The 18,418-nt window shown below is 67.9% G+C and carries 15 protein-coding genes and 2 tRNA genes; 9 read left to right on the top strand and 8 right to left on the bottom strand.

The genetic code is table 11. The features are described 5' to 3' along the window. Window positions 1–22: 22 nt before the first annotated feature. Window positions 23–3,544, bottom strand: a complete 3,522-nt coding sequence (gene mfd, locus STHE_RS08620; RefSeq protein ID WP_012872183.1) for a transcription-repair coupling factor — start codon at window positions 3,542–3,544, stop codon at window positions 23–25. A gap of 237 nt (window positions 3,545–3,781) precedes the next feature. On the opposite strand from mfd, the gene STHE_RS08615 reads away from it, so the two are divergent. The 4 genes from STHE_RS08615 to STHE_RS08600 all read left to right on the top strand — a co-directional run bounded on the left by STHE_RS08615 (window position 3,782) and on the right by STHE_RS08600 (window position 6,017). Beyond that, complete coding sequence (locus tag STHE_RS08615; RefSeq protein ID WP_012872182.1) at window positions 3,782–4,372, top strand: ComEA family DNA-binding protein; 591 nt, start codon at window positions 3,782–3,784, stop codon at window positions 4,370–4,372. A gap of 2 nt (window positions 4,373–4,374) precedes the next feature. Beyond that, complete coding sequence (locus STHE_RS08610; RefSeq protein ID WP_012872181.1) at window positions 4,375–5,781, top strand: ComEC/Rec2 family competence protein; 1,407 nt, start codon at window positions 4,375–4,377, stop codon at window positions 5,779–5,781. A gap of 49 nt (window positions 5,782–5,830) precedes the next feature. Continuing rightward, a tRNA-Glu gene (locus tag STHE_RS08605) sits at window positions 5,831–5,904 on the top strand. A 36-nt stretch (window positions 5,905–5,940) separates the two neighbouring features. Beyond that, window positions 5,941–6,017 (top strand) — tRNA-Glu (locus STHE_RS08600). A gap of 104 nt (window positions 6,018–6,121) precedes the next feature. Here the strand turns inward: STHE_RS08600 and STHE_RS18480 are convergent. Next, window positions 6,122–6,943 (bottom strand): LGFP repeat-containing protein, encoded by an 822-nt coding sequence (locus STHE_RS18480; protein ID WP_012872180.1) that lies wholly within the window; start codon window positions 6,941–6,943, stop codon window positions 6,122–6,124. Window positions 6,944–7,247: 304 nt separating this feature from the next. On the opposite strand from STHE_RS18480, the gene STHE_RS08590 reads away from it, so the two are divergent. Continuing rightward, entirely contained in the window at window positions 7,248–7,976 is a 729-nt protein-coding gene (locus STHE_RS08590) for a YqjF family protein (RefSeq protein ID WP_012872179.1), read from the top strand. Between the two features lie 72 nt (window positions 7,977–8,048). On the opposite strand, the gene STHE_RS08585 is transcribed toward STHE_RS08590, so the two are convergent. Beyond that, the gene (locus STHE_RS08585) at window positions 8,049–8,870 is read right to left on the bottom strand and encodes a potassium channel family protein (protein WP_012872178.1); all 822 of its coding nucleotides are present in this window, start codon (window positions 8,868–8,870) and stop codon (window positions 8,049–8,051) included. Between the two features lie 358 nt (window positions 8,871–9,228). Between STHE_RS08585 and STHE_RS08580 the strand changes: the two genes are divergently transcribed. From STHE_RS08580 to STHE_RS08565, 4 genes are all read left to right on the top strand, one after another. Then, the gene (locus STHE_RS08580; protein ID WP_052295284.1) at window positions 9,229–9,990 is read left to right on the top strand and encodes an FHA domain-containing protein; all 762 of its coding nucleotides are present in this window, start codon (window positions 9,229–9,231) and stop codon (window positions 9,988–9,990) included. 24 nt (window positions 9,991–10,014) lie between these two features. Beyond that, window positions 10,015–10,464 (top strand): FHA domain-containing protein, encoded by a 450-nt coding sequence (locus STHE_RS08575; RefSeq protein WP_012872175.1) that lies wholly within the window; start codon window positions 10,015–10,017, stop codon window positions 10,462–10,464. 335 nt (window positions 10,465–10,799) lie between these two features. After that, window positions 10,800–12,542: a cellulase family glycosylhydrolase gene (locus tag STHE_RS08570; protein WP_012872174.1), complete on the top strand. Its 1,743-nt coding sequence runs from the start codon at window positions 10,800–10,802 to the stop codon at window positions 12,540–12,542. Between the two features lie 90 nt (window positions 12,543–12,632). After that, window positions 12,633–13,460 (top strand): glycosyltransferase family 2 protein, encoded by an 828-nt coding sequence (locus STHE_RS08565; RefSeq protein WP_012872173.1) that lies wholly within the window; start codon window positions 12,633–12,635, stop codon window positions 13,458–13,460. A gap of 406 nt (window positions 13,461–13,866) precedes the next feature. Here the strand turns inward: STHE_RS08565 and STHE_RS08560 are convergent, their stop codons facing one another. From STHE_RS08560 to STHE_RS08540, 5 genes are read right to left on the bottom strand one after another with little or no spacing between them, the layout of a single operon-like run. Beyond that, complete coding sequence (locus tag STHE_RS08560; RefSeq protein ID WP_012872172.1) at window positions 13,867–14,175, bottom strand: DUF167 domain-containing protein; 309 nt, start codon at window positions 14,173–14,175, stop codon at window positions 13,867–13,869. After that, window positions 14,172–15,584, bottom strand: a complete 1,413-nt coding sequence (locus STHE_RS08555) for a DUF512 domain-containing protein (protein ID WP_012872171.1) — start codon at window positions 15,582–15,584, stop codon at window positions 14,172–14,174. The genes STHE_RS08560 and STHE_RS08555 overlap by 4 nt, the downstream gene beginning before the upstream one ends. Before the next feature lie 22 nt (window positions 15,585–15,606). Next, on the bottom strand, window positions 15,607–16,356 hold the full coding sequence (locus tag STHE_RS08550; protein WP_012872170.1) for a 16S rRNA (uracil(1498)-N(3))-methyltransferase: 750 nt from the start codon (window positions 16,354–16,356) through the stop codon (window positions 15,607–15,609). A gap of 3 nt (window positions 16,357–16,359) precedes the next feature. Next, entirely contained in the window at window positions 16,360–17,298 is a 939-nt protein-coding gene (gene prmA, locus STHE_RS08545; RefSeq protein WP_012872169.1) for a 50S ribosomal protein L11 methyltransferase, read from the bottom strand. Beyond that, window positions 17,291–18,304, bottom strand: coding sequence for a sugar phosphate nucleotidyltransferase (locus STHE_RS08540; protein ID WP_012872168.1), 1,014 nt, complete (start codon window positions 18,302–18,304; stop codon window positions 17,291–17,293). Before STHE_RS08540 ends, prmA begins: the two co-directional genes overlap by 8 nt. Window positions 18,305–18,418: the final 114 nt, after the last annotated feature.

Here is an 18,418-nt window from a genome sequence, read left to right as displayed (position 1 = left end):
GCCGCTCCCTCGGGCGGGGCGCCTATCCGGCCGCGGCGAGGACGGTCGCATCGGCCTCCTCGACGGCGTCCAGGACCCCTTGCACGGCCTCTCGGACATTCACGCGTAAGCGGGAGAGGACCAGGCGGACCTGGTTCGGGGTGACGTAGACCCCGTCGCCGAGCTCGCGCCGAAGCTGTGCCTGGTTGAGCCGGGACCCGAGCACCGGCCGGATGTAGACCTCGCCCTCGCGTTCCACCATCGAGGTGATGCCGAGCCCATTGGCGCGGATGCGCAGCCGTGCGAGGTCCACGAGCCGGAGTAGCGGGTCGGGCATCGGGCCGAAGCGGTCGATCATCTCCTCCTGCAGATCGCGCAGTTCGGCGTAGGTCCGGACGGCCGCCAGCCGCCGGTAAAGGTCGATGCGCACGCCCTCGTCGCCGACGTAGCTCTCAGGGATGGTTGCCTCGATCGGGAGGTCGACCGTGACGGCCTCCGGCTCCTCGATCGGCCGACCCTGCTTGATCTCCTCGACCGCCGTCGCCAGCATTCGGGTGTAGAGATCGAGGCCGACGGCTGCCACATGGCCGCTCTGCTCGGGGCCGAGCACGTTGCCCGCCCCGCGAATCTCCAGGTCGCGCAACGCGATCTGGAAGCCGGCGCCCAGCTCCGTCGCCTCCTGGATCGCCTCGAGCCGGGCCACTGCCTCGGCGCTGAGGGGTACGTTGGCATCGTAGAGCACGTAGGCGTAGGCGCGGTGGTGGCTGCGTCCGACACGCCCGCGGAGCTGGTAGAGCTGGGTCAGTCCGAGCTGGTGAGCGCGGTCGATGATGATCGTGTTGACGTTCGGGATGTCGACGCCCGACTCAATGATTGTGGTGCAGACCAAGACGTCGAACTCGTGCTGCATGAACGCGAGCATCAGCTGCTCGAGTTCGTCCTCATCCATCTGGCCATGGCCGACGCCGAAGCGGGCCTCCGGCACCAGCTTCTCCAGCCGCTCCAGCACGTGGTAGATGCTCTGCACACGGTTGTGTACGAAGTAGACCTGCCCGCCTCGGGAGATCTCGCGCAGGATCGCCTCGCGGATCAGTGAGTCATTGCTCGCGGTGACGAAGGTGCGGATCGGCGTCCGCTCCTGCGGCGGCGTGGTGATAACTGACAGGTCGCGGATCCCCGACAGGGCCATGTAGAGCGTGCGCGGGATCGGCGTCGCCGTCATCGTCAGCACGTCGACGTTGGTGCGGAGGCGCTTGAAGTGCTCCTTGTGGGCCACGCCGAAGCGCTGCTCCTCGTCGATGATCACCAGACCCAGTTTCTTGAAGCGCACGTCGCGCTGGAGCAGCCGGTGGGTTCCGATGATCACGTCGATCTCACCACGCTCGAGCTGCTGCAGGATCTGGGTCTGCTCCTTCCGGCTCCGCAGCCGGGAGAGCATCTCAATCCGCACCGGAAAAGGAGCCAGGCGGGAGCGGAATGTGTGGTAGTGCTGCAGCGCCAGGATCGTGGTGGGCACCAGGATCGCGACCTGATAGCCGTTGTTGACCGCCTTGAAGGCAGCGCGTAGTGCCACCTCGGTCTTGCCGTAGCCAACATCGCCGCAGACCAGGCGATCCATCGGCCGTGGCTTCTCCATGTCGGCCTTGACCTCACGGATCGCCTGCAACTGGCCGGGCGTCTCAACGTACGGGAAGGACTCCTCCAGCTCGCGGTCCCAATCCGTGTCGGGGCCGAAGGCCACGCCTTCGGTGGCTTCACGCGCGGCGTAGAGCTGGAGTAGCTCGAACGCCATCTCGCGCACGGCTCTGCGCACGCGCTGCTTGACACGTGCCCACTCCGGCGAACCGAGGCGCGTGAGCTTCGGCTCGATCCCCGCGCCTTCGTATGGGGTGATCCGGTCGATCTGGTCCACCGGCAGGTAGAGCCGGTCGTTGGCCGCGTACTCGAGGAGCAGGTACTCCCGCTCGACGCCGCTCACTTCGAGGGTGACGAGGCCACCGTAGCGCGCGATGCCGTGCTCAACGTGGACCACGTACTGCCCGGGCGTGAGGCTCGGGAGGAGCGGTGGGCGGCGGGCGGCACGGCGGCGCGGTGCGGGCGCTGCCACCCGCCGGTAGCCGAACATCTCGCGATCGGTCAGCAGGAGGACCTTGATCCCGCCGTGTTCCCAGCCGCCGTTGAGCCGGCTGTACACCACCTCGACCGTGCCCGGCGTCGGCGGCTCCGGCGGCGGCGCGATCCGCCCGTTCCCGGCGGGGCGCTTGCGCGTGCGCGGGAAGATGTCGTGTTCCTCCAGGACCTCGGTGAGCCGCCCACTCTGCTCGCTGGCCAGGATGACCGCCCAGCCGTCCGCCAATCGCTCGCGCACGTCGGCGACGAGCGCGTCGAGGCGTCCCGCGTAGGCTGGCAATTCCCGCCCGTAGACCGGGCGCGCGTCGGGGATGATCGCCACCGGCGGGGACCAGTGCGTCGGAACCGGCCCGAAGGCGATCTGGCGGGCTCCGCTCAGTCGGTCGGCCACGGCCTGCCAGTCGAGGTACGGGCGGGGCATGCCGGACGGCAGCTCCCCGGCGTCCTCGAGTGCGTCCCGTAGCTCCTCCGCCTGCGCTTCGAGCTGCGTGATCGAGAGCTGGACCGACGCCGGCTCAACCACTACCAACAGGTGCTCGCCCATGGTGAGGTAGTCCAGCAACGAGGCCGGCTCAGGCAACAGCAAGGGGGCAAGCAACTCGAGGCCGACCGTCACCTGGCCGCGCTCCAAGCGCTGGAGCGATCGCTCCCACTCCTCTGCCACCTCGGGCCGCAGGGTTGTCGTGTCCATCTGCCGCAGCGCGCTGAGGGCCGCATCTCGCTGGGCCAGGCTGACCTCCAGCGGCGGGAGGATGTCGTAGTGCTCGACGCGCCGGACCGAGCGCTGGGTGTTCGGGTCGATCAGGCGTAGCGAATCGATCTCGTCGCCGAACAACTCGATGCGGAGCGCGTGGTCGCCGACGGGTGGGAAGACGTCGATGATGCCGCCCCTGCGACCGACCTGGCCTGGGGCCTGGACCACCGGGACCATTTCGTACCCGGCGTCGAGCAGGCTGGCCACGAAGGCATCGGAGCGCAGGCGCTCGCCCACCGCGAGGTGCCATGATTGAGCAGACACGTCCGCCGGCGGGCTGAGGAGCTGTGTCAGGGCCCGTGCGGGTGCGACGATCGGGACCGGCTCCCGCCGCGCCAACCTGGCCAAGAGTTCGACGCGCAGCGCGCTCACGGACCGATCGACCGGTAGCAATTCGTAGGGCAGGGTCTCGGAGACCGGCCACAGAGTCGGATCGCGGTCGTCGGGCAGGTACTCCGCAAGCCCGGCGGTGACTTCCTCTGCGCTGTCCAACCGGTCGGTCACGATCAGGACCGGGTGGGACACCTCGGCGATCAGCGCTGCGAGGATTGCGAGGCGCGCGGAGGTGGGCGGACCTTCGATCTCCAGAACGCGGCCTGGCTTCAGCCGCCGGATGGCGTCGAGGAGCGCGCGGTGGTCTGGCTCCTGGTGAAGCAACGGGATGATGTTCTCGAATGCCACGACGACGGCTCCTCCGGTCCGGCCCACGCACAGACCCCGGCGGGTCGCGTGACCGGCCGGGTTGGATGACAGACCGCCATTATACCATTCGAAAGTGGCGCTGTCGCGGCGCCCTCTTGCCAAGCTGGCACAGACCCGCTATAGTGCGCATACGCATCCCTTGACTCCAGTGAGGTTCTGCTGGCTGTTTTCGCCAGGCCGACTCCTGGCTGCTCCATACCGTGAGGGAGGGGACGGATGGAGCTGACTCGGGCGAGGTTGATCCTGCTCGGTGTGGCAGCGGCGATCGCGGTGGCCGTTCTGACTGCCGTGCTGCGCGCCGAACGCTCTCGTGAACTGGTGCTGCAGATCGAGCCGGTGGGGGATACCAACACGCTCACCGTCTACGTCGGCGGTGCCGTGCGCGCGCCAGGGCTCTACACGCTCCCGCGCGGCAGCCGGGTCGCCGAAGCCATCGCCCAGGCCGATCTGCTCGACGAGGCCGACGTAGCAGGGCTGCCGATGGCGGACCACCTGCGCGACGGCCAGACGCTCATCGTGCCCGAGCGCCGTGCCATGTCGTCCCAGCCGGTCGCCAGCGGGGATGGATCGGCGATCACCTCGGCGGTCCCGGTGGGCGTGGCTCCCCCGGGGTTGGTGAACGTCAATACCGCTTCACAGGCGGAACTCGAATCCCTGCCCGGGATCGGCCCGGTCCTGGCCCAGCGCATCATCGCCTATCGCACCACTCATGGCCCCTTTGCCACGCTCGATGACCTCGAAGCCGTGCGCGGCATCTCCGCCCGGATGGTGGAGTCGCTGCGGGGGCTGGCGACGACGGAGTCCTGAACGTGCTCGGGGCGCTGCTGGCTGCGTCGGTCCTTGGCGGGGTACTGCTGCGCGACATGGGCACCGGCTGGCTCGCGCTGCCGGTCGCCGCCTGCGTGAGCCTCACGGTGCTCGCACTCCGGCCGGGGCGGGCGACTGCCGTAGCGCTGGCCCTCGTGCTCTGCGCCGCGGGGATCGGTTTCTGGCGGGCGGCACCGATCCCTCGTCTCGCTGCGCCTGAGCCATTGGTCACCGCCCGGGAGTTCTCGGGGACCGTTCAGGACATACCCCGTCGCTACCCCGGCCACACGCGCGTCACGGTGGCGCTCGACACGCCTGTATCGGCGCTCGTCGTCGCCCAGCTCCCCCGCGACCAGCGCGTGGCGCAGGGCGACGTGGTTGCTCTCACCGGCCGATTCCTTCCGCGCCCATCGCACACCCAACCTGGCGCTGTCGGGACAGTCGTCGTGAAGCGGGCTCGCGTGCTGGGCAATGAAGCACCGGCCTGGCAGCGGCTGCGCACGTGGCTCGTCCGGGGGATCGTCGCAAGGATCGAGCGAGCCGTGCCGCGGCCAGCCGGGCCGTTCGTCGCGGGTGTCCTCACCGGTGACGACGGCGGCATGACCGAAACGACCGTGCGCGCGTTCCGCGCGGCCGGCTTTTCGCACCTGACCGCCGTCAGCGGCTGGAACGTCACCGTGGTCGGCGCCGTGGTGGCGGTACTCACCGGGCGCGGGCGCCTTCCCCGGCGCTGGGTGCTCCTGGTGAACCTGGGAGCGGTGTGGGCTTTCGCCTATCTCGTCGGGATGGAGCCCTCGGTGACGCGTGCCGCGTTGATGGCGACGCTGGCGCTGCTTTCCCTCTGGCGCGGGCGGCCGCGCGATGTCGTCACCGCCCTCGCCTGGTCGGCGGCCCTCATGGTGCTCGTCCAGCCGGCCATCCGCTCCCACGCCGGGTTTCAGTTGTCGGTCGCATCGACCGCGGCACTGGTGGCGATCATGCCCCGCGTGGCAGGTGGGCCGCGCTGGCTGGCGCTGATCGCCACTCCGCTTGCCGCGCAGCTCGCGGCCACGCCGCTCCTGCTACACCACTTCGGGCAGTACTCGTTGGTCGCCCCCGTCGGCAACGCCCTCGTCGCACCCCTCATCCCCGCGGTCATGGCGGGTGGGGTAGCCGTGGTGCTCGCGTCGCTCGTTCACCCGGTCCTTGCCGACGCAGCCGGGATCCTTGCCTGGATCCCGGCGCAGGCGACCGTTGCCGTGGCCGAGTGGTGCGCAAGAATCGAGTGGTCATCCGGTCTGGCGCCGTCGCTCGACCGGAGCGCCGTCGTGGTTGTCTACCTGCTCCTCGCCGTGGCGTACGTGTTGGCATCGTGGCGCTGGCCACGCTGGGGCCCGGCCCGCGGGGCGAGCTTGCCCGGAACGGTTTGAAAGTCAGCGCGCGACAGTGTATCCTTGAATGCGGCTATCTGGGCGTCGTGCCCCCATAGTCTAGCGGCCTAGGACGCCACCCTTTCAAGGTGGAGATCGCGGGTTCGAATCCCGCTGGGGGTACCGGTCAAGCCGCACGTCGAGCGACGCCCTGGCCGTGCCCCCATAGTCTAGCGGCCTAGGACGCCACCCTCTCAAGGTGGAGATCGCGGGTTCGAATCCCGCTGGGGGTACCACGGTATGACCCCGATTCGATCGGGCAACATCTCCCGCTCGGGCACAAGACCGCCCAGGTGTTCCGGCACCTGGGCGGTTGGCTGTCTTGTGCTCTGGTGGGTGCCTATTCGGCGATGAAGAGTTCCGCGCCGAGGCGGCCGAGCATCACGTCGTACCGCTCGGGCCACTCGCCGGGGTGCCACTCGAAGCGCTGGCGTTCGAAGTACTGCACCGTGTACTCGACGCCGGTGTCCGGGTTGACCTCCCGGAACTCCTCGCTGATCGGCATGCCGTAGACGGCCAGGCCGCCGAACTGCTCCCAGTAGGCGCGGAAGCCACCGCAGAGATTGTGGCCGGTCGCTTCGAAGTAGATGCACCCCTCGATCGCCTGGGCGGGCGCGAAGGGCTCCTCACCGCGTCGATCGACCGTCAACTCGTTCCCCAGCAGACCCAGTTGCACGTCGAAGCGCTCCGGCCAGGTCCCCGGATGCCACTCGAAGCGTGCCCGCTCGAACCACTGGGTCACCCGCCCGGTGGCCGGATCCACGAACTCGTCGGTGATCGGGAACCCGTACACGGCGAGGCCGCCGAACTGCCGCCAGTACGCCCGGAACCCGCCGCAGAGGCTGTGTCCCGTCTCCGCATAGAAGGTGCAGTGCGGCTCCGGCTCCGGCTTCGGAGCTGGCGGGGCGGGCGGCTGCGGTGCGGGCGCTTCACCAGGCCGCCGGTAGTCGTACGGCCCGGGGTTCGACTCGCAGGCGATGCCATCCTTGTCCTGGTCCAGGTTGCTCAGGCCGATCGGGTCTGCGCGGTAGGCAGCCTGAGCGGCGGCCTGCGAGGGAAAGTCGCTGCACGTGACCCGCAGCAGATCGAACTGCTGTGCGCCTACACCCGGCGCGAGCACCATGACGCCGATGATGAGCACCATCACCAGCAGACGACGCACTGGTCGAGACTCCCTTCCGTACAGGCGCGGGAACTGTCCTCGCAGAGCCGCGGCCATGTCCGATCGATCTTGTCAACAAGCAATACTAGTCAATCTGCCCATGGACGTCCACGTGCCATCATCGCTGCAACCCGTGTCCTCTTGTCGGGGCGACTCCAAGTGACGGCTTGCGGCTGGCTTGGAGTCCCTGCTGTGCGGTTCCTGGATGCAGCGCGACGCCACGATCCCTCCCAGTCAGGTAGCCTAGTGACGGCCTCGGGTGTGAGCCTGAGGAGCGGGTGTGGACGGCAGAGGAGAGGACTGAATGGTGCGCCCGTTTCTCTCGACGCAGTGGAAGAACGTGGTCCTCGTCAACTACCGGGTGCCGCCGGAGTTACTGCTGCCCCACGTGCCACCCGGCAGTGAGCTGGACACTCCCGACGACGACCCGTCGCTCCACCTCCTCTCGCTCGTCGCGCTCGAGTTCGCCGACATGCGCGTGCGCGGCATACCCATCCCGACCGCCCGGAACTTCCCCGAGATCAATCTCCGCTTCTACGTGCGGCGCGGGCCGATGCGCGCCGTGGTCTTCCTGCGCGAGTTCGTACCGACCCGTCTCGTCGTGCTCGGCGCGCGCCTCCTCTACAACCAGCCGTACTACCTGGCGCGGATCACGCATCACACCCACCGGGACGGTGGCCGGGTGCGCGTGGACACCACGTTCGAACACCGCCAGCATCGCGGCATCATCCGGATAGACGCCCGCGATGAGCCGTTCATCCCGCCGGAGGACAGCCAGGAACACTTCCTGAAAGAGCACTACTGGGGGTTCGACCGGGACCGCGCGGGACGGAGTTTCCGCTACCGCGTGACGCACCCGGTCTGGCGGATCTACCCGATCGAGGACGCCGAGGTCACGATCTCGCCTGGCGCCCTGCTCGGCGGGGAGTGGCAGTCGATCGCGTGGGAGAAAGCGCTGCACTCGATCGTATGGGCCGAAGGGTCGGAGGCAGCCGTTTACCCGGCCGAACCGCTGGACGCGGGTGAGATGTAGCCGGTGGGTGCCGGCTGCGCGACGGCCGGAGGGGCGGTGGTGAGCCGGTACCGTGAGGTGGAGTGCACCTCCCTACGTATCCTCCTGGCGATGCCGCGTTGCCTCCTCCAGCATCGCCTCGATCCGTGCCAGCCGGGCCTCAATGTCGCGTAGTTCGGCTTGCTCCTCCTGGCCGACGAAATAGGCTGCGGTGGCGGCCGCCAACGTCGAGGCAAGCCCGATCCCGGAGAGCATCAGCAGCACCGCAACGACTCGTCCCGCGATGGTGGCTGGGGCTTCGTCGTAACCGACGGTGATGACCGAGATGATTGCCCACCAGATTCCGCCGAGGAAGCTTCCTTCCACAATCTCCGGCTCGATCAATGAGAGGAGACCTCCGCCGGCAACGCTGAGAACGCCGGTCACGATCGTGACGTAGAGGAGACCGCGCCGCGCGAAGACGACGCGTACGCCCTGGAGACCGCGGCTGGTGGCGACGATCAGCCGGACCAGGCGTGCGAGGCGTACCAGCCGGGAGAGGCGGGTGAGCCGGGTGAACGCCAGCACATGTGGCAGGATCGGGAAGCTGAGCACGACGACGACCGCGCTGATCCAGTGGCGGCACGCGGCGGTTCTGCGGTCAGGTGCTGCTGACACGGCATGCGCATAGTCAGCGACAAAGACGAACCAAATAGCCCAATCAGCGACGGTGAGCCACGGGGCCGAATGGCCGCTTAGTTGGAGGAATGTTACGGGCACGGTGAGCAGGGCTGCCCCGATCACGGCGAGCTCCAGCCGTGAGCGGGTCGTCCCACTCGCCGCACGCTTCACCGTGCCTTCGAACTCGGAGAACAGTGCGCCGGGCATGTCGGCGAGATCGCCGGGGTAGGATTGATCGCCGCTGGGTTCGAGCACAGTGCGCTCCCTTCCCGTCTGGCCAGCATCCGTGTCGCCGACAGCCGCTCGGCTTTGACCAGGATCGTAATCAATGTATGATCGATTGCGGACCCCTAAGGAATGTCGTTGTGAGTTGCATACTACCACAATCGGCAGGCACATAGACGCGCCCATATTGCTTGGATGGGTGAATCGCCGGCCTCTTGCGCGCGATCTCGGTGGTAGACGCAGCACCCCGCGCGAGGGTGCCGGTGTTCCGCCGTTTGACCCTCCCGCGCGGGGACACCTATAATTCGCCGGGCCTGCTGTTTCGGGGATGCCTCGCGAACGGCCGCGATCCCTACCCCGTGCCAGTAACCGGGATTGAGTTGCAGCCGTGGTGAACAGCCTCCAGCGATTCGAGAACTTCTTCGAGCGCCTGATGGAAGGATCCGTCGGGCGAATATTTCGCACCCCGGTGCAGCCCGCCGAGATCGGTCGCCGCCTAGAGCGAGCCATGGAGGGGAACCAACTGGCGACGGTGGATGGGATCGTTGTCCCCAACGACTATGTCGTCTTCCTCAACCCTGAAGACATGGTCCAGTTCGCGGACATCGTCCCCAGCCTGTGCCGGCAGATGGAAGACTGGCTCATCGACCTGGCCGAGGAACGCAACTACGGGTTCATCGATCAGGTTCGAGTCCAGATGATCGGGGACGAGAACGTGCCGCGGCGGCGCATCAGCGTCGAGGCCCATATCGTCGAGCTACCCGACTACGACCCGATCCAGCAGGAAGCGGTGCAGCGCACCGAGGTCTACCGCGTGGTGGAGCGGACGGGCAACGTGCAGCCCGTGCTGCTGCGTGTGGCACCGACCTCGGTATCGCCGGAGCAAGTTTTCGTCATCCGGCGGCAAGTTACGACGATCGGCCGGGCACTGGACAACGACGTCGTCGTCGAGGTGCCCGAGGTCTCCCGTCACCATGCGCGGCTGGAGTACGTCAACGGCCAGTTCCAGATCGTCGACCTGAACTCGACCAACGGGACCTCGGTGAACGGGGTGCGTGTCGACCGCCAGTGGGTGCAAGTGGGTGACGAGATCCTTCTCGGGACGGCACGCTTGACGCTGCTGCCGTACCGTGGCGACAGGCGCGGTTAGTCCCATGGCGCGTGGAGAGCAATGATGGCGTCACTACCGTTCGAGTGGTTCCTGCTCCTCCTCCGCGTCGTGTTCATTTTCCTCCTGTACTTCTTCCTCTTCCAGGTGATCCGGGTTATCCTGCGCGAGATGCAGTCGTACGCGCGGGGGTCGCAGGCCGTCCGCGCCGCGGAGCCCTCGGGCCACCTGATCGTGAAAGCGCCGGGGAACTCGGGTTTGCGTCCCGGAGCGCGGCTGGAGTTGGAGCCGGTGACCGTCATCGGCCGGCACCCACGGGCGACGATTCGCATCGATGACAGCTTCGTCTCGGGCGAGCACGCCCAGGTGACCTGGACTGAGGACGGTTGGTGGGTAACAGACCTCGGTAGCACGAATGGGACACGTGTGAACGGCAAGCGGGTCATGGTACCCACCGGCCTCCGCTACGGGGACGTGATCCAGATCGGGGACGTGGAACTCCAGTTGGCGCCGTAGCTCGCGCCGGGGTCGATCGGCCGGGGCGGCGGCATGGTCCATGCCGGGGAAACGGCATGGCCGACGGGGGACGGGTTCAGGGCCACCTGGACCCGGCGATGGGAAGGGTACGTCGCTCAGCCGAGCATCTCTCTCATAGGTCCCAGCCCCGGTCCACAACCCCGCAGGACGCCGCGACATGCGGTACCCCGGAGCGGGTGTTACGGCTGGCTGGCTGATCCACGGTTTCACGGCGCGCGATGGGGAGGCGCGCTAGAGCCGTGACCCGGCCCGCTCCCCGAGGGCCGGCAGCGACGGTTGGGCGGGTGCTGCCCGCGTGACGGGAAGAGGGAGTAATGCGCGTCCTACGCTGGCTATTCTTGTTTGTCCTGCTCGGTGCCGTGCTGGCGCCGACCAGCGGCGCGCGTGCGGAGAACCCGAGCGCGCCGGAGGACCTCGAGATGCCACGCTACTTCGCGGAGACCGGCTTCTGGGTGCAGGGGCCGTTCCGGAAGTACTGGGAGACGCGCGGCGGGCTGTTTATCTTCGGCTACCCGATCACTGGAGTCTTCGAGCAGGACGGCTTCCTGCGGCAGTACTTCGAGCGGGCGGTCTTTGAGTATCACCCGGAGTTTGCCGGGACCCCCTACGAGGTGCTGCTGATGCGGCTGGGTGCGATCCGGGTCGAGGGTCGCGAGTCCGAGGAGCCCTTCCAGCCCATCCCGCCGTTCCCGGATAACCCGGATCATCGCTACTACGCGGAGACGGGGCACTCCCTCAGCTACGGGTTCAAGAACTACTGGGACGCCAACGGCGGGCTGATGAACTTCGGATTCCCGCTATCTCAGGAGTTCGATGAGCGGAACCAGCCGCCGCCCGCCGGGGACGGCGAGGTTCACACGGTCCAATACTTCGAGCGGGCACGCTTTGAGTGGCACCCCGAGTACCGGGGGACGCCCTATGAGGTGTTGCTCGGCCTGCTGGGCACGGAGTACCTGCAGGTGCGCGGCGCGCCTGAGGACGCGCTGGCGCGGCAGGACCCGACACTGCCGCCGCCCGACCCGATTCGGAACCTGCGGCATGGGCCACACGTCGGCTACGGCTTCAACGTCTTCCTGTGGGGAGACGACCAGTCCGACGCGCTCAACCAGAAGGCCCACGAGATGGTGAAGGCCGCGGGGTTCTCCTGGGTCCGCGTTCAGGCGCAGTGGCGTGAACTCGAACCCGCACCGGGGAGTTACAACCCCTCTGGCCTCGACCGCATCGTCGATAGTGCCGCCCGCAACGGGGTGAAGCTTCTGGTCAGTGTGGTCAAGTCGCCTGAATGGGCCGGGGCCAATGGGGGCGTGCCGGAAGACCCGGCGCGCTTCGAGGAGCTGATGCGCTTCCTGGCCGAGCGTTACCGCGGTCGGGTCCACGCCTGGGAGATCTGGAACGAGCAGAACCTGGCCTTTGAAATGGGCGGGTACGTGGACATCGGGCGCTACGTTAACCTGCTCAAGGCCGGGTACACCGGGGTGAAGGCGGGCGACCCGTCGGCGATCGTCGTGTTTGGCGGCCTGACGCCGACGGGGGTCAACGACCCGACGATCGCGATCGACGACGTCAGCTATCTCCGGCAGATCTACAGCTTCAACGATGGCGAAGTGAAGCAGTACTACGACGTGCTCGGTGCCCACCCGGGCAGCAACAACAACCCGCCTGATGCCCTCTGGCCGACGCAGCCCGGCCCCGGACCGAACTGGCGCGACCACGAGTCGTTCTACTTCCGCCGGATCGAGCAGCTCCGGCAGGTAATGATCGAGCACGGCGAGGCCGGCAAGCAGATCTGGCTGACCGAGTTCGGCTGGACCACGGCCAACCAGGCGCCGGGCTACGAGTACGGCAACCAGATCTCGGAAGAGGCGCAGGCCGAGTATCTGGTGCGGGCGTTCCAGATGGCGCGCCAGTATTACCCGTGGATGGGCGTGATGTTCGTCTGGAACCTCAACTTCAGCGTCGTGACCCCGCCGGAGGACGAGAAGCACCCGTGGTCGGTGCTGTACAGCGATTGGACTCCGCGCCCGTCCTACACGGCATTGCAGCAGATGCCGAAGTAGGGGGCACTCCGGCGAAGCGGGTATACTGAAGCCCACGGTGTAGCAGCGGCCCGGTCGCACGCGACCGGGCCGTCGCCCGGGGGAGGTGGGATGATCCGGGGCAGGCTCTCGCTCGTGCTGCCGGCGCACAACGAGGTGGACAATCTGTCAGCAGTCGTCCACCGTGCGCTCGATGTCCTCCCCCAACTGGTCGAGGAATTCCAGATCGTCATCGTCAACGACGGCAGCCGCGACGGCACCGGGCCGCTGGCCGACGAGCTAGCCGCCGCAGACGAACGGATCACCGTGGTCCACCACCCGCGGAACCGCGGCTACGGCGCGGCTCTGACCTCCGGCTTCTCCGCGGCGACCGGCGACTACATCATGTTCATGGACAGCGACCAGCAGTTCGACATCGCTGACCTGAGTTTCCTCACGCCCTTCATCGGCCAGTACGACCTCGTCGCGGGATACCGGGTCAACCGCCAGGATGCCCTGTACCGGATCGTCTACGCCTGGATCTTCAACGTGGCCGTGCGGATCCTGTTCGGCGTGCGGCTACGGGACGTGGACTGCGCCTTCAAGGTGTTCCGCGCCGACCTGCTTCGGGCGATCGACCTGACGTCCCCAGGGGCGTTGATCAACACGGAGATCCTTGCCAAGGCGGAGCGAGCCGGGGCCACCTGGATCGAGGTGGGGGTCAACCATTATCCCCGCCCCGCCGGAGAGTCCTCCGGCGGCAGCCCGCGTGTCGTCTTCCGCGCGATGAAGGAGACGATTGCGCTCTGGCTTCGATTGCGCGACTACACCCCGCCGGTCGGGGTAACCAGCGGCGAACCGCCGTCGCACCGCGTCGCCAACGGGCTCGCCGGGGTCGTAGGCGGCATCGTCGGCGCCTTGACCGCCGTCGCCGTCATGCTTCGGCGTGGGAGGCGGTAGGTGGCGCGCACCAGGATATTCCCGAGGTACACCATCAGCGCTGACTGACGGGGGCTGGGGCGCTCTGGGCTTACACCTGGGTGTTGGGTGTCCACTGGCCGGTTCGTGCCCGGGAGTAAACGCCCGGGCTCACAAGGCGAATCCGGCTAAAGCCGGCTGAGGGCGATGATTCGACCGGGTGGTGAGCGGCGGAACCTAATGCCGGGGTGTGAACCGTGCTGAATCCCAGCCGGCATCAGCCGGCTTTTCCTTGTCAGCCCGGCGGCTTTAGCTCCGGGCACACGCCACGGCGTGGGATCCTTCACGCCACCGATGCCCGTGCACGCGCTACGGCGCGAGGCTCCTCACGCCACCGATCTCCCGGGCACGCGCCACGCCGCGTGGCCCCTTTTCTGCCTGTCGCCCCCTAGCGCTCCAGGGCGGCGGTGAGGCGCTCGCTGACGTCGGCGGGGGTGAGGCCGCGGAGGAGGACGGTCTTCTGGCGGCCGCGCGCTCCGGCGACGAGTTCGACGTCGCGCTTTGGCAGGCGCAGGAGGTTAGCGAGGAACTCGGTGAGGGCGCGGTTGGCGGCGCCTTCGACCGGCGGGGCGGCGAGTCGGACCCGGAGGGCGCCGTCGGCGACGCCATCCACCTGCGTGCGGCTGGCGCGGGGAGTGACGCGGACCGTCACCTGCGTGCCGTCTGCCGTCTGCCGGAGAGTCAGCTCGTCGATCATAGGGCGATCCGCGGCCGAGCGGCCGCCAGGTGCTGAACGACGTCGGTCAGGTACTCAGCGGCGAACACCGGCCGGCCGAGCGCCCCTTTCAGGTCCTCCAGGTGGAGGTCGTCGAGGAAGGTCTTCGTACGCTTCGAGAGCATGTGGTGGGAGACGAAGACCGGGTCGGTTGCCGTCTCGCCAGCGAGGGCGTCACGCACCAGCCCGCCGGTCAGGAGGCCGGAGACGTTGATCTCGGCGCCGAAGAAGGTGTTCACGATCGGGACGACCCGCAGGCGGGTGTCGAGCGCGTCGTTGACCCGGTCGACCAGGCTCTGCATTGTCGGTGCGATCAGCGTGCCGCAGGCGATGGTGCCGGACGCGCCGGCGGTGGCTGCCTTGCGCCCGCGCCGGATCAGGCGCTCGGCGTCGTCGATGAAGAGGCGGGTGATGCCGATCCCGTCCTCCACCTGGGGGAAGCCGTCGTAGTGGGACGCCGGGGGCACCGGCTTCCCGGTCATGAGGTAGAACTCGTCGCCCAACTGGAGGAAGGTGCGGCCACGCTCGCGGCGGAAGCGCACCTGCCACCCTTCGGCCTGTGCGATGACGCCTTCGGCCTCCTCCGGGGTGTAACGCCGGATGTCAAGTAGCGCGCCCGGAAGGGAGCGCATGCAGGTGCGGGAGAGGCGCACCCGCCGGCTCTGGCGCTCCTGGCCGAACTTGGACAGGCCCACGGGCACCGCGGCGATCGACAGGAGGTGCGGGCCGAGCGAAATCAAGTCGCGGATCGTGCGGTCCATCTCCGGCCCGTCGTTGATGCCGGGGCAGAGGACGAGCTGGGCGTTGTAGTCGATTCCGATCCGCTCCAGGCGTGCCAGGTCCTCCATGATCTGGGCCGCGCGCGGGTTCCCGACCAGCGCGACCCGCAATTCGGGGTTGGTAGCGTGGACGGAGACGTTGATCGGGCTGATTCGCTGCTCTTCGATGCGCTGCCAATCCTCCTCGGTCAGGTTGGTCAGCGTGATGAAGTTGCCGTAGAGCATCGAGTAGCGGTAGTCGTCGTCCATGACGTAGAGGCTCTTGCGCATGCCCTTCGGCATCTGCTTGATGAAGCAGAAGGGGCATTGGTTGTTACAGAGGTGGATGCCGTCGAACGTCGGGTCGGCGAAGGTGATGCCCCAGGGCTCGTCGCTGTCGCGCTCGACCTCGTAGAGGGTGACCTCCTCACCCCGCACGACCTCCAGCGTGACCTCCTCGGCCTCGGCGTAGAACTGGAAGTCGAGCGCGTCGCGGAGGGCGCGGCCGTTGACGGCGACGATACGGTCGCCGGGCTGAAGGCCAAGCTCCGCGGCCAGTGAGTTGGGCGCCACCTCAGCGATCGCGCCGGGCTGGTCTGGGACGTCGGTGAAGCGGCGTCGGGTGGCAATCATGGACAACTACCTCTACGTGAGCCTACGGATTGTCAGCGGCCGCAGCGGCCAGCGTGAAGATCCCGGCGAGGGCGGCCAGCGCGGCCGTCTCGCTCCGCAGGATCAACGGACCCAGCGACACCGTGCGCGCCCCGGCATCGACGGCGGCGGCGATCTCTTCGCGGGTGAACCCGCCCTCCGGGCCGATTACCACCAGCAGCGGGCCTGCGGTTGGCAGCCGCACCCGGTGCAGGGGCATCGCCTCGTTCTCCCAACAGACCAGCGCGGGAATCCGAGCCATCAGCGGGAGGAGGTCGTCAAGCGTGGCGGGCTCGTCGATCTCCGGGATCGTGACCCGGCCGCTCTGCTCCGCCGCCTCGACCGCGATCCGCTGCCAGCGCTCGCGGCGCTGGCGGGCGCGCTCGACGGGCAATGATACCACCGTCCTGCTTGTCGCCAGGGGCGTGATGCGAGCGACCCCCAGCTCCGTCACCTTCTGCACCACCCAGTCGAACCGGTCGGCCTTGATCAGGGCCTGGGCCACGTGGATGGCCGGAACCGGGCAGGAGCGTCCGGCGCGCGGCTCGCCGAGGCGGACCGTCACCCTGCGAGGGGCGCAGTCCTCGATGGTCCCCGGCACTTCCTGCCCGTCGCCGTTGAAGAGGACGACGGGGGCACCCGGCGCGAGGCGCAGCACGCGCGCGGCCTGCCGGGCTTGCTCCTCGGTCAGGGCCACGCTCTCACCCGGGGGGAGCGGCGCCGGGAGGTAGAAGCGATGGACCGTCCCGGCCACCGGCTACGCCTCGCGGGTCATGAGCAGCGACACCCAGTCCCCGGCGACACGCCGCTCCTGGAGGGTGCAGCCCACGGCCTCGAACGCGGCCAGGACCTCCGCCTCGCGCTGGGTGATGACGCCGCTCAGCACGAGCGGTGCGCCGGGGCGCGCGGCTCCGGCCAGCGTCGGTGCTGCTCGGATCAGGACGTTCGAGATGATGTTGGCCAGGACGAGGTCGTACCCCCCAGAGGGCTCCACGACCTCGACCACGTCGCCCTGGATGACGCGCACGCGGTCCGTTACCTGGTTGAGGTCCAGGTTGTGCCGCAGTGCCTTGACGGCGACCGGGTCGATCTCCACAGCGTCGACGTGCGCCGCGCCGCGGGCGATCGCGGCGATCGAGAGGATCCCCGATCCCGCCCCCGCGTCGAGCAGGGTCTTGCCCTCGACCGGCAACTCTTCCAGCCACCGTAGACAGAACTCGGTGGTCGGATGCAACCCGGTGCCGAACGCCATGCCGGGGTCGAGGGTGATGACGAGGTCGTCCGGTTCGGGTGTGTACTCTCGCCACGAGGGGCGGATGACGAATCGGCGGCCGATCCGGGTGACCTGGAAGTGCTCCTTCCAGGCGTTGGCCCAGTCTTCCTCCGGCCGCTCGGCGGTCTGCATCTCGCCCACGGTGCCGAGCTGCCGCAGGTGCCACAGGCCCTCTGCAATGCGCTGGAGGTGGTCCGAGAGCCGTTCGTCCCGCGGGAGGTAAGCGCTCACGCGGACCGGGCGGGTGGGGTCGACCGCCAGGTCCTCGCCGTCCGGCTGCTGGACGAACGGCTCTTCGATCACCACGCCCTGGTTATAGGCGTAGCGGCTGAAGAGGTCTGCCACCGCCTCAACCGACTCGGCGTCGGCTTCGACCGTGACTTCGAGCCAGCCGGCGTTCGGGGTGGTCTCCTGGTCAGTCACGCGGCTGCGCTCCCTCGGTGTGGTTGCCCCCGGCCAGAGTGATGTCGGACGAGTCGCCGACGTTCACCTGCATGAAGTAACCGCGGACGAAGGCGTCGCGCCCGACGATGGAGCGGGTCAGCATCACCGTTTCGATCTCGGCGCCCTCATCCACGATCGAGTCGGTCACGATCGAGTTGTCGATCGTGACCCGGGCGCCAATGCTGGCGTAGGGCCCGATGACAGCGTTGCGGATCGTTGCCGTCGGGTCGATCACCACCGGGGGGACGATGACCGCGCCCGGGATGTCGGGAACATGGTTGCCCAAGCGCGCCAACAGATAGCGGTTGGTGTTCAGCAGCGCCTTCGGGTTGCCGCAGTCCTCCCAGACAGTGACCGGCAGGTAGGTGAAGTGCGTCCCCTGGTCGATCATGTGCTGGATGGCGTCGGCCAGGAAGTACTCGCCCTTCGTCTGGATGTTGTGGGCCATCTGGTAGTCGATCGCGTCGAAGAGATCCTCGACGGCGCGGAAGTAGTAGATCCCCACGATCGCGAGGTTGGAAACCATGGTCTCCGGCTTCTCCACCAGCCGCGTGATTCGCCCGTTCTCGACCTCGATCACGCCGAAACGGCGCGGGTCGTCGACTTCCTTGACGAAGAGCGCCCCGTCTGCCGTGAGCCCGGAGATCTGATCCAGGTCCGCCTCAAACAGCATGTCCGGGAAGACGACGAGGGTGGGACCGGTCACCTCACCCCGCGCCTGGATGATCGCGTGGGACTGGCCCAACTGTTCCTTCTGCTCGACGAAGGTTGCATCGAAGCGGTAGTTCTGGCGAACGTAGTCCTCGATTTGGTCGCCGAGATAGCCGGTGACGAAAACCACCTTGTCGATCGGCAGCGCGAGGAGGCGATCCAACACGTGGCCGAGCACTGGTTTGCCCGCCACACTAACCAGTGGCTTCGGCTTGCTCCACGTCTGCGGACGTAGCCGCGTGCCCAAACCCGCGACAGGGATAATGATGTTCATCGGCTCCGCCCTCCCTCATCACCTGCACATGGCTATGCCGTCCCCGTCTTCCCAGTCCGGGGACGGCCTCCGATTATTGTAAGCGAGCTGTATGCCGCGTGTCCGGCGTGACAG

The organism is Sphaerobacter thermophilus DSM 20745 (genome assembly GCF_000024985.1).
GTDB classification, from domain to species: Bacteria; Chloroflexota; Chloroflexia; order Thermomicrobiales; family Thermomicrobiaceae; genus Sphaerobacter; species Sphaerobacter thermophilus.
Note: the sequence above shows the minus strand (reverse complement) of the source record. Positions and strands in the feature narration are given on the sequence as shown.

Bases quoted from the DNA above. Each gene is read 5' to 3' on its own strand.
- STHE_RS08615 (WP_012872182.1), top strand. From the start codon at position 3,782: ATGGAGCTGACTCGGGCGAGGTTGATCCTGCTCGGTGTGGCAGCGGCG.
- STHE_RS08590 (WP_012872179.1), top strand. From the start codon at position 7,248: ATGGTGCGCCCGTTTCTCTCGACGCAGTGGAAGAACGTGGTCCTCGTC.
- STHE_RS08575 (WP_012872175.1), top strand. From the start codon at position 10,015: ATGGCGTCACTACCGTTCGAGTGGTTCCTGCTCCTCCTCCGCGTCGTG.
- STHE_RS08570 (WP_012872174.1), top strand. From the start codon at position 10,800: ATGCGCGTCCTACGCTGGCTATTCTTGTTTGTCCTGCTCGGTGCCGTG.
- STHE_RS08565 (WP_012872173.1), top strand. From the start codon at position 12,633: ATGATCCGGGGCAGGCTCTCGCTCGTGCTGCCGGCGCACAACGAGGTG.
- STHE_RS08560 (WP_012872172.1), bottom strand. From the start codon at position 14,175: ATGATCGACGAGCTGACTCTCCGGCAGACGGCAGACGGCACGCAGGTG.
- STHE_RS08555 (WP_012872171.1), bottom strand. From the start codon at position 15,584: ATGATTGCCACCCGACGCCGCTTCACCGACGTCCCAGACCAGCCCGGC.
- STHE_RS08540 (WP_012872168.1), bottom strand. From the start codon at position 18,304: ATGAACATCATTATCCCTGTCGCGGGTTTGGGCACGCGGCTACGTCCG.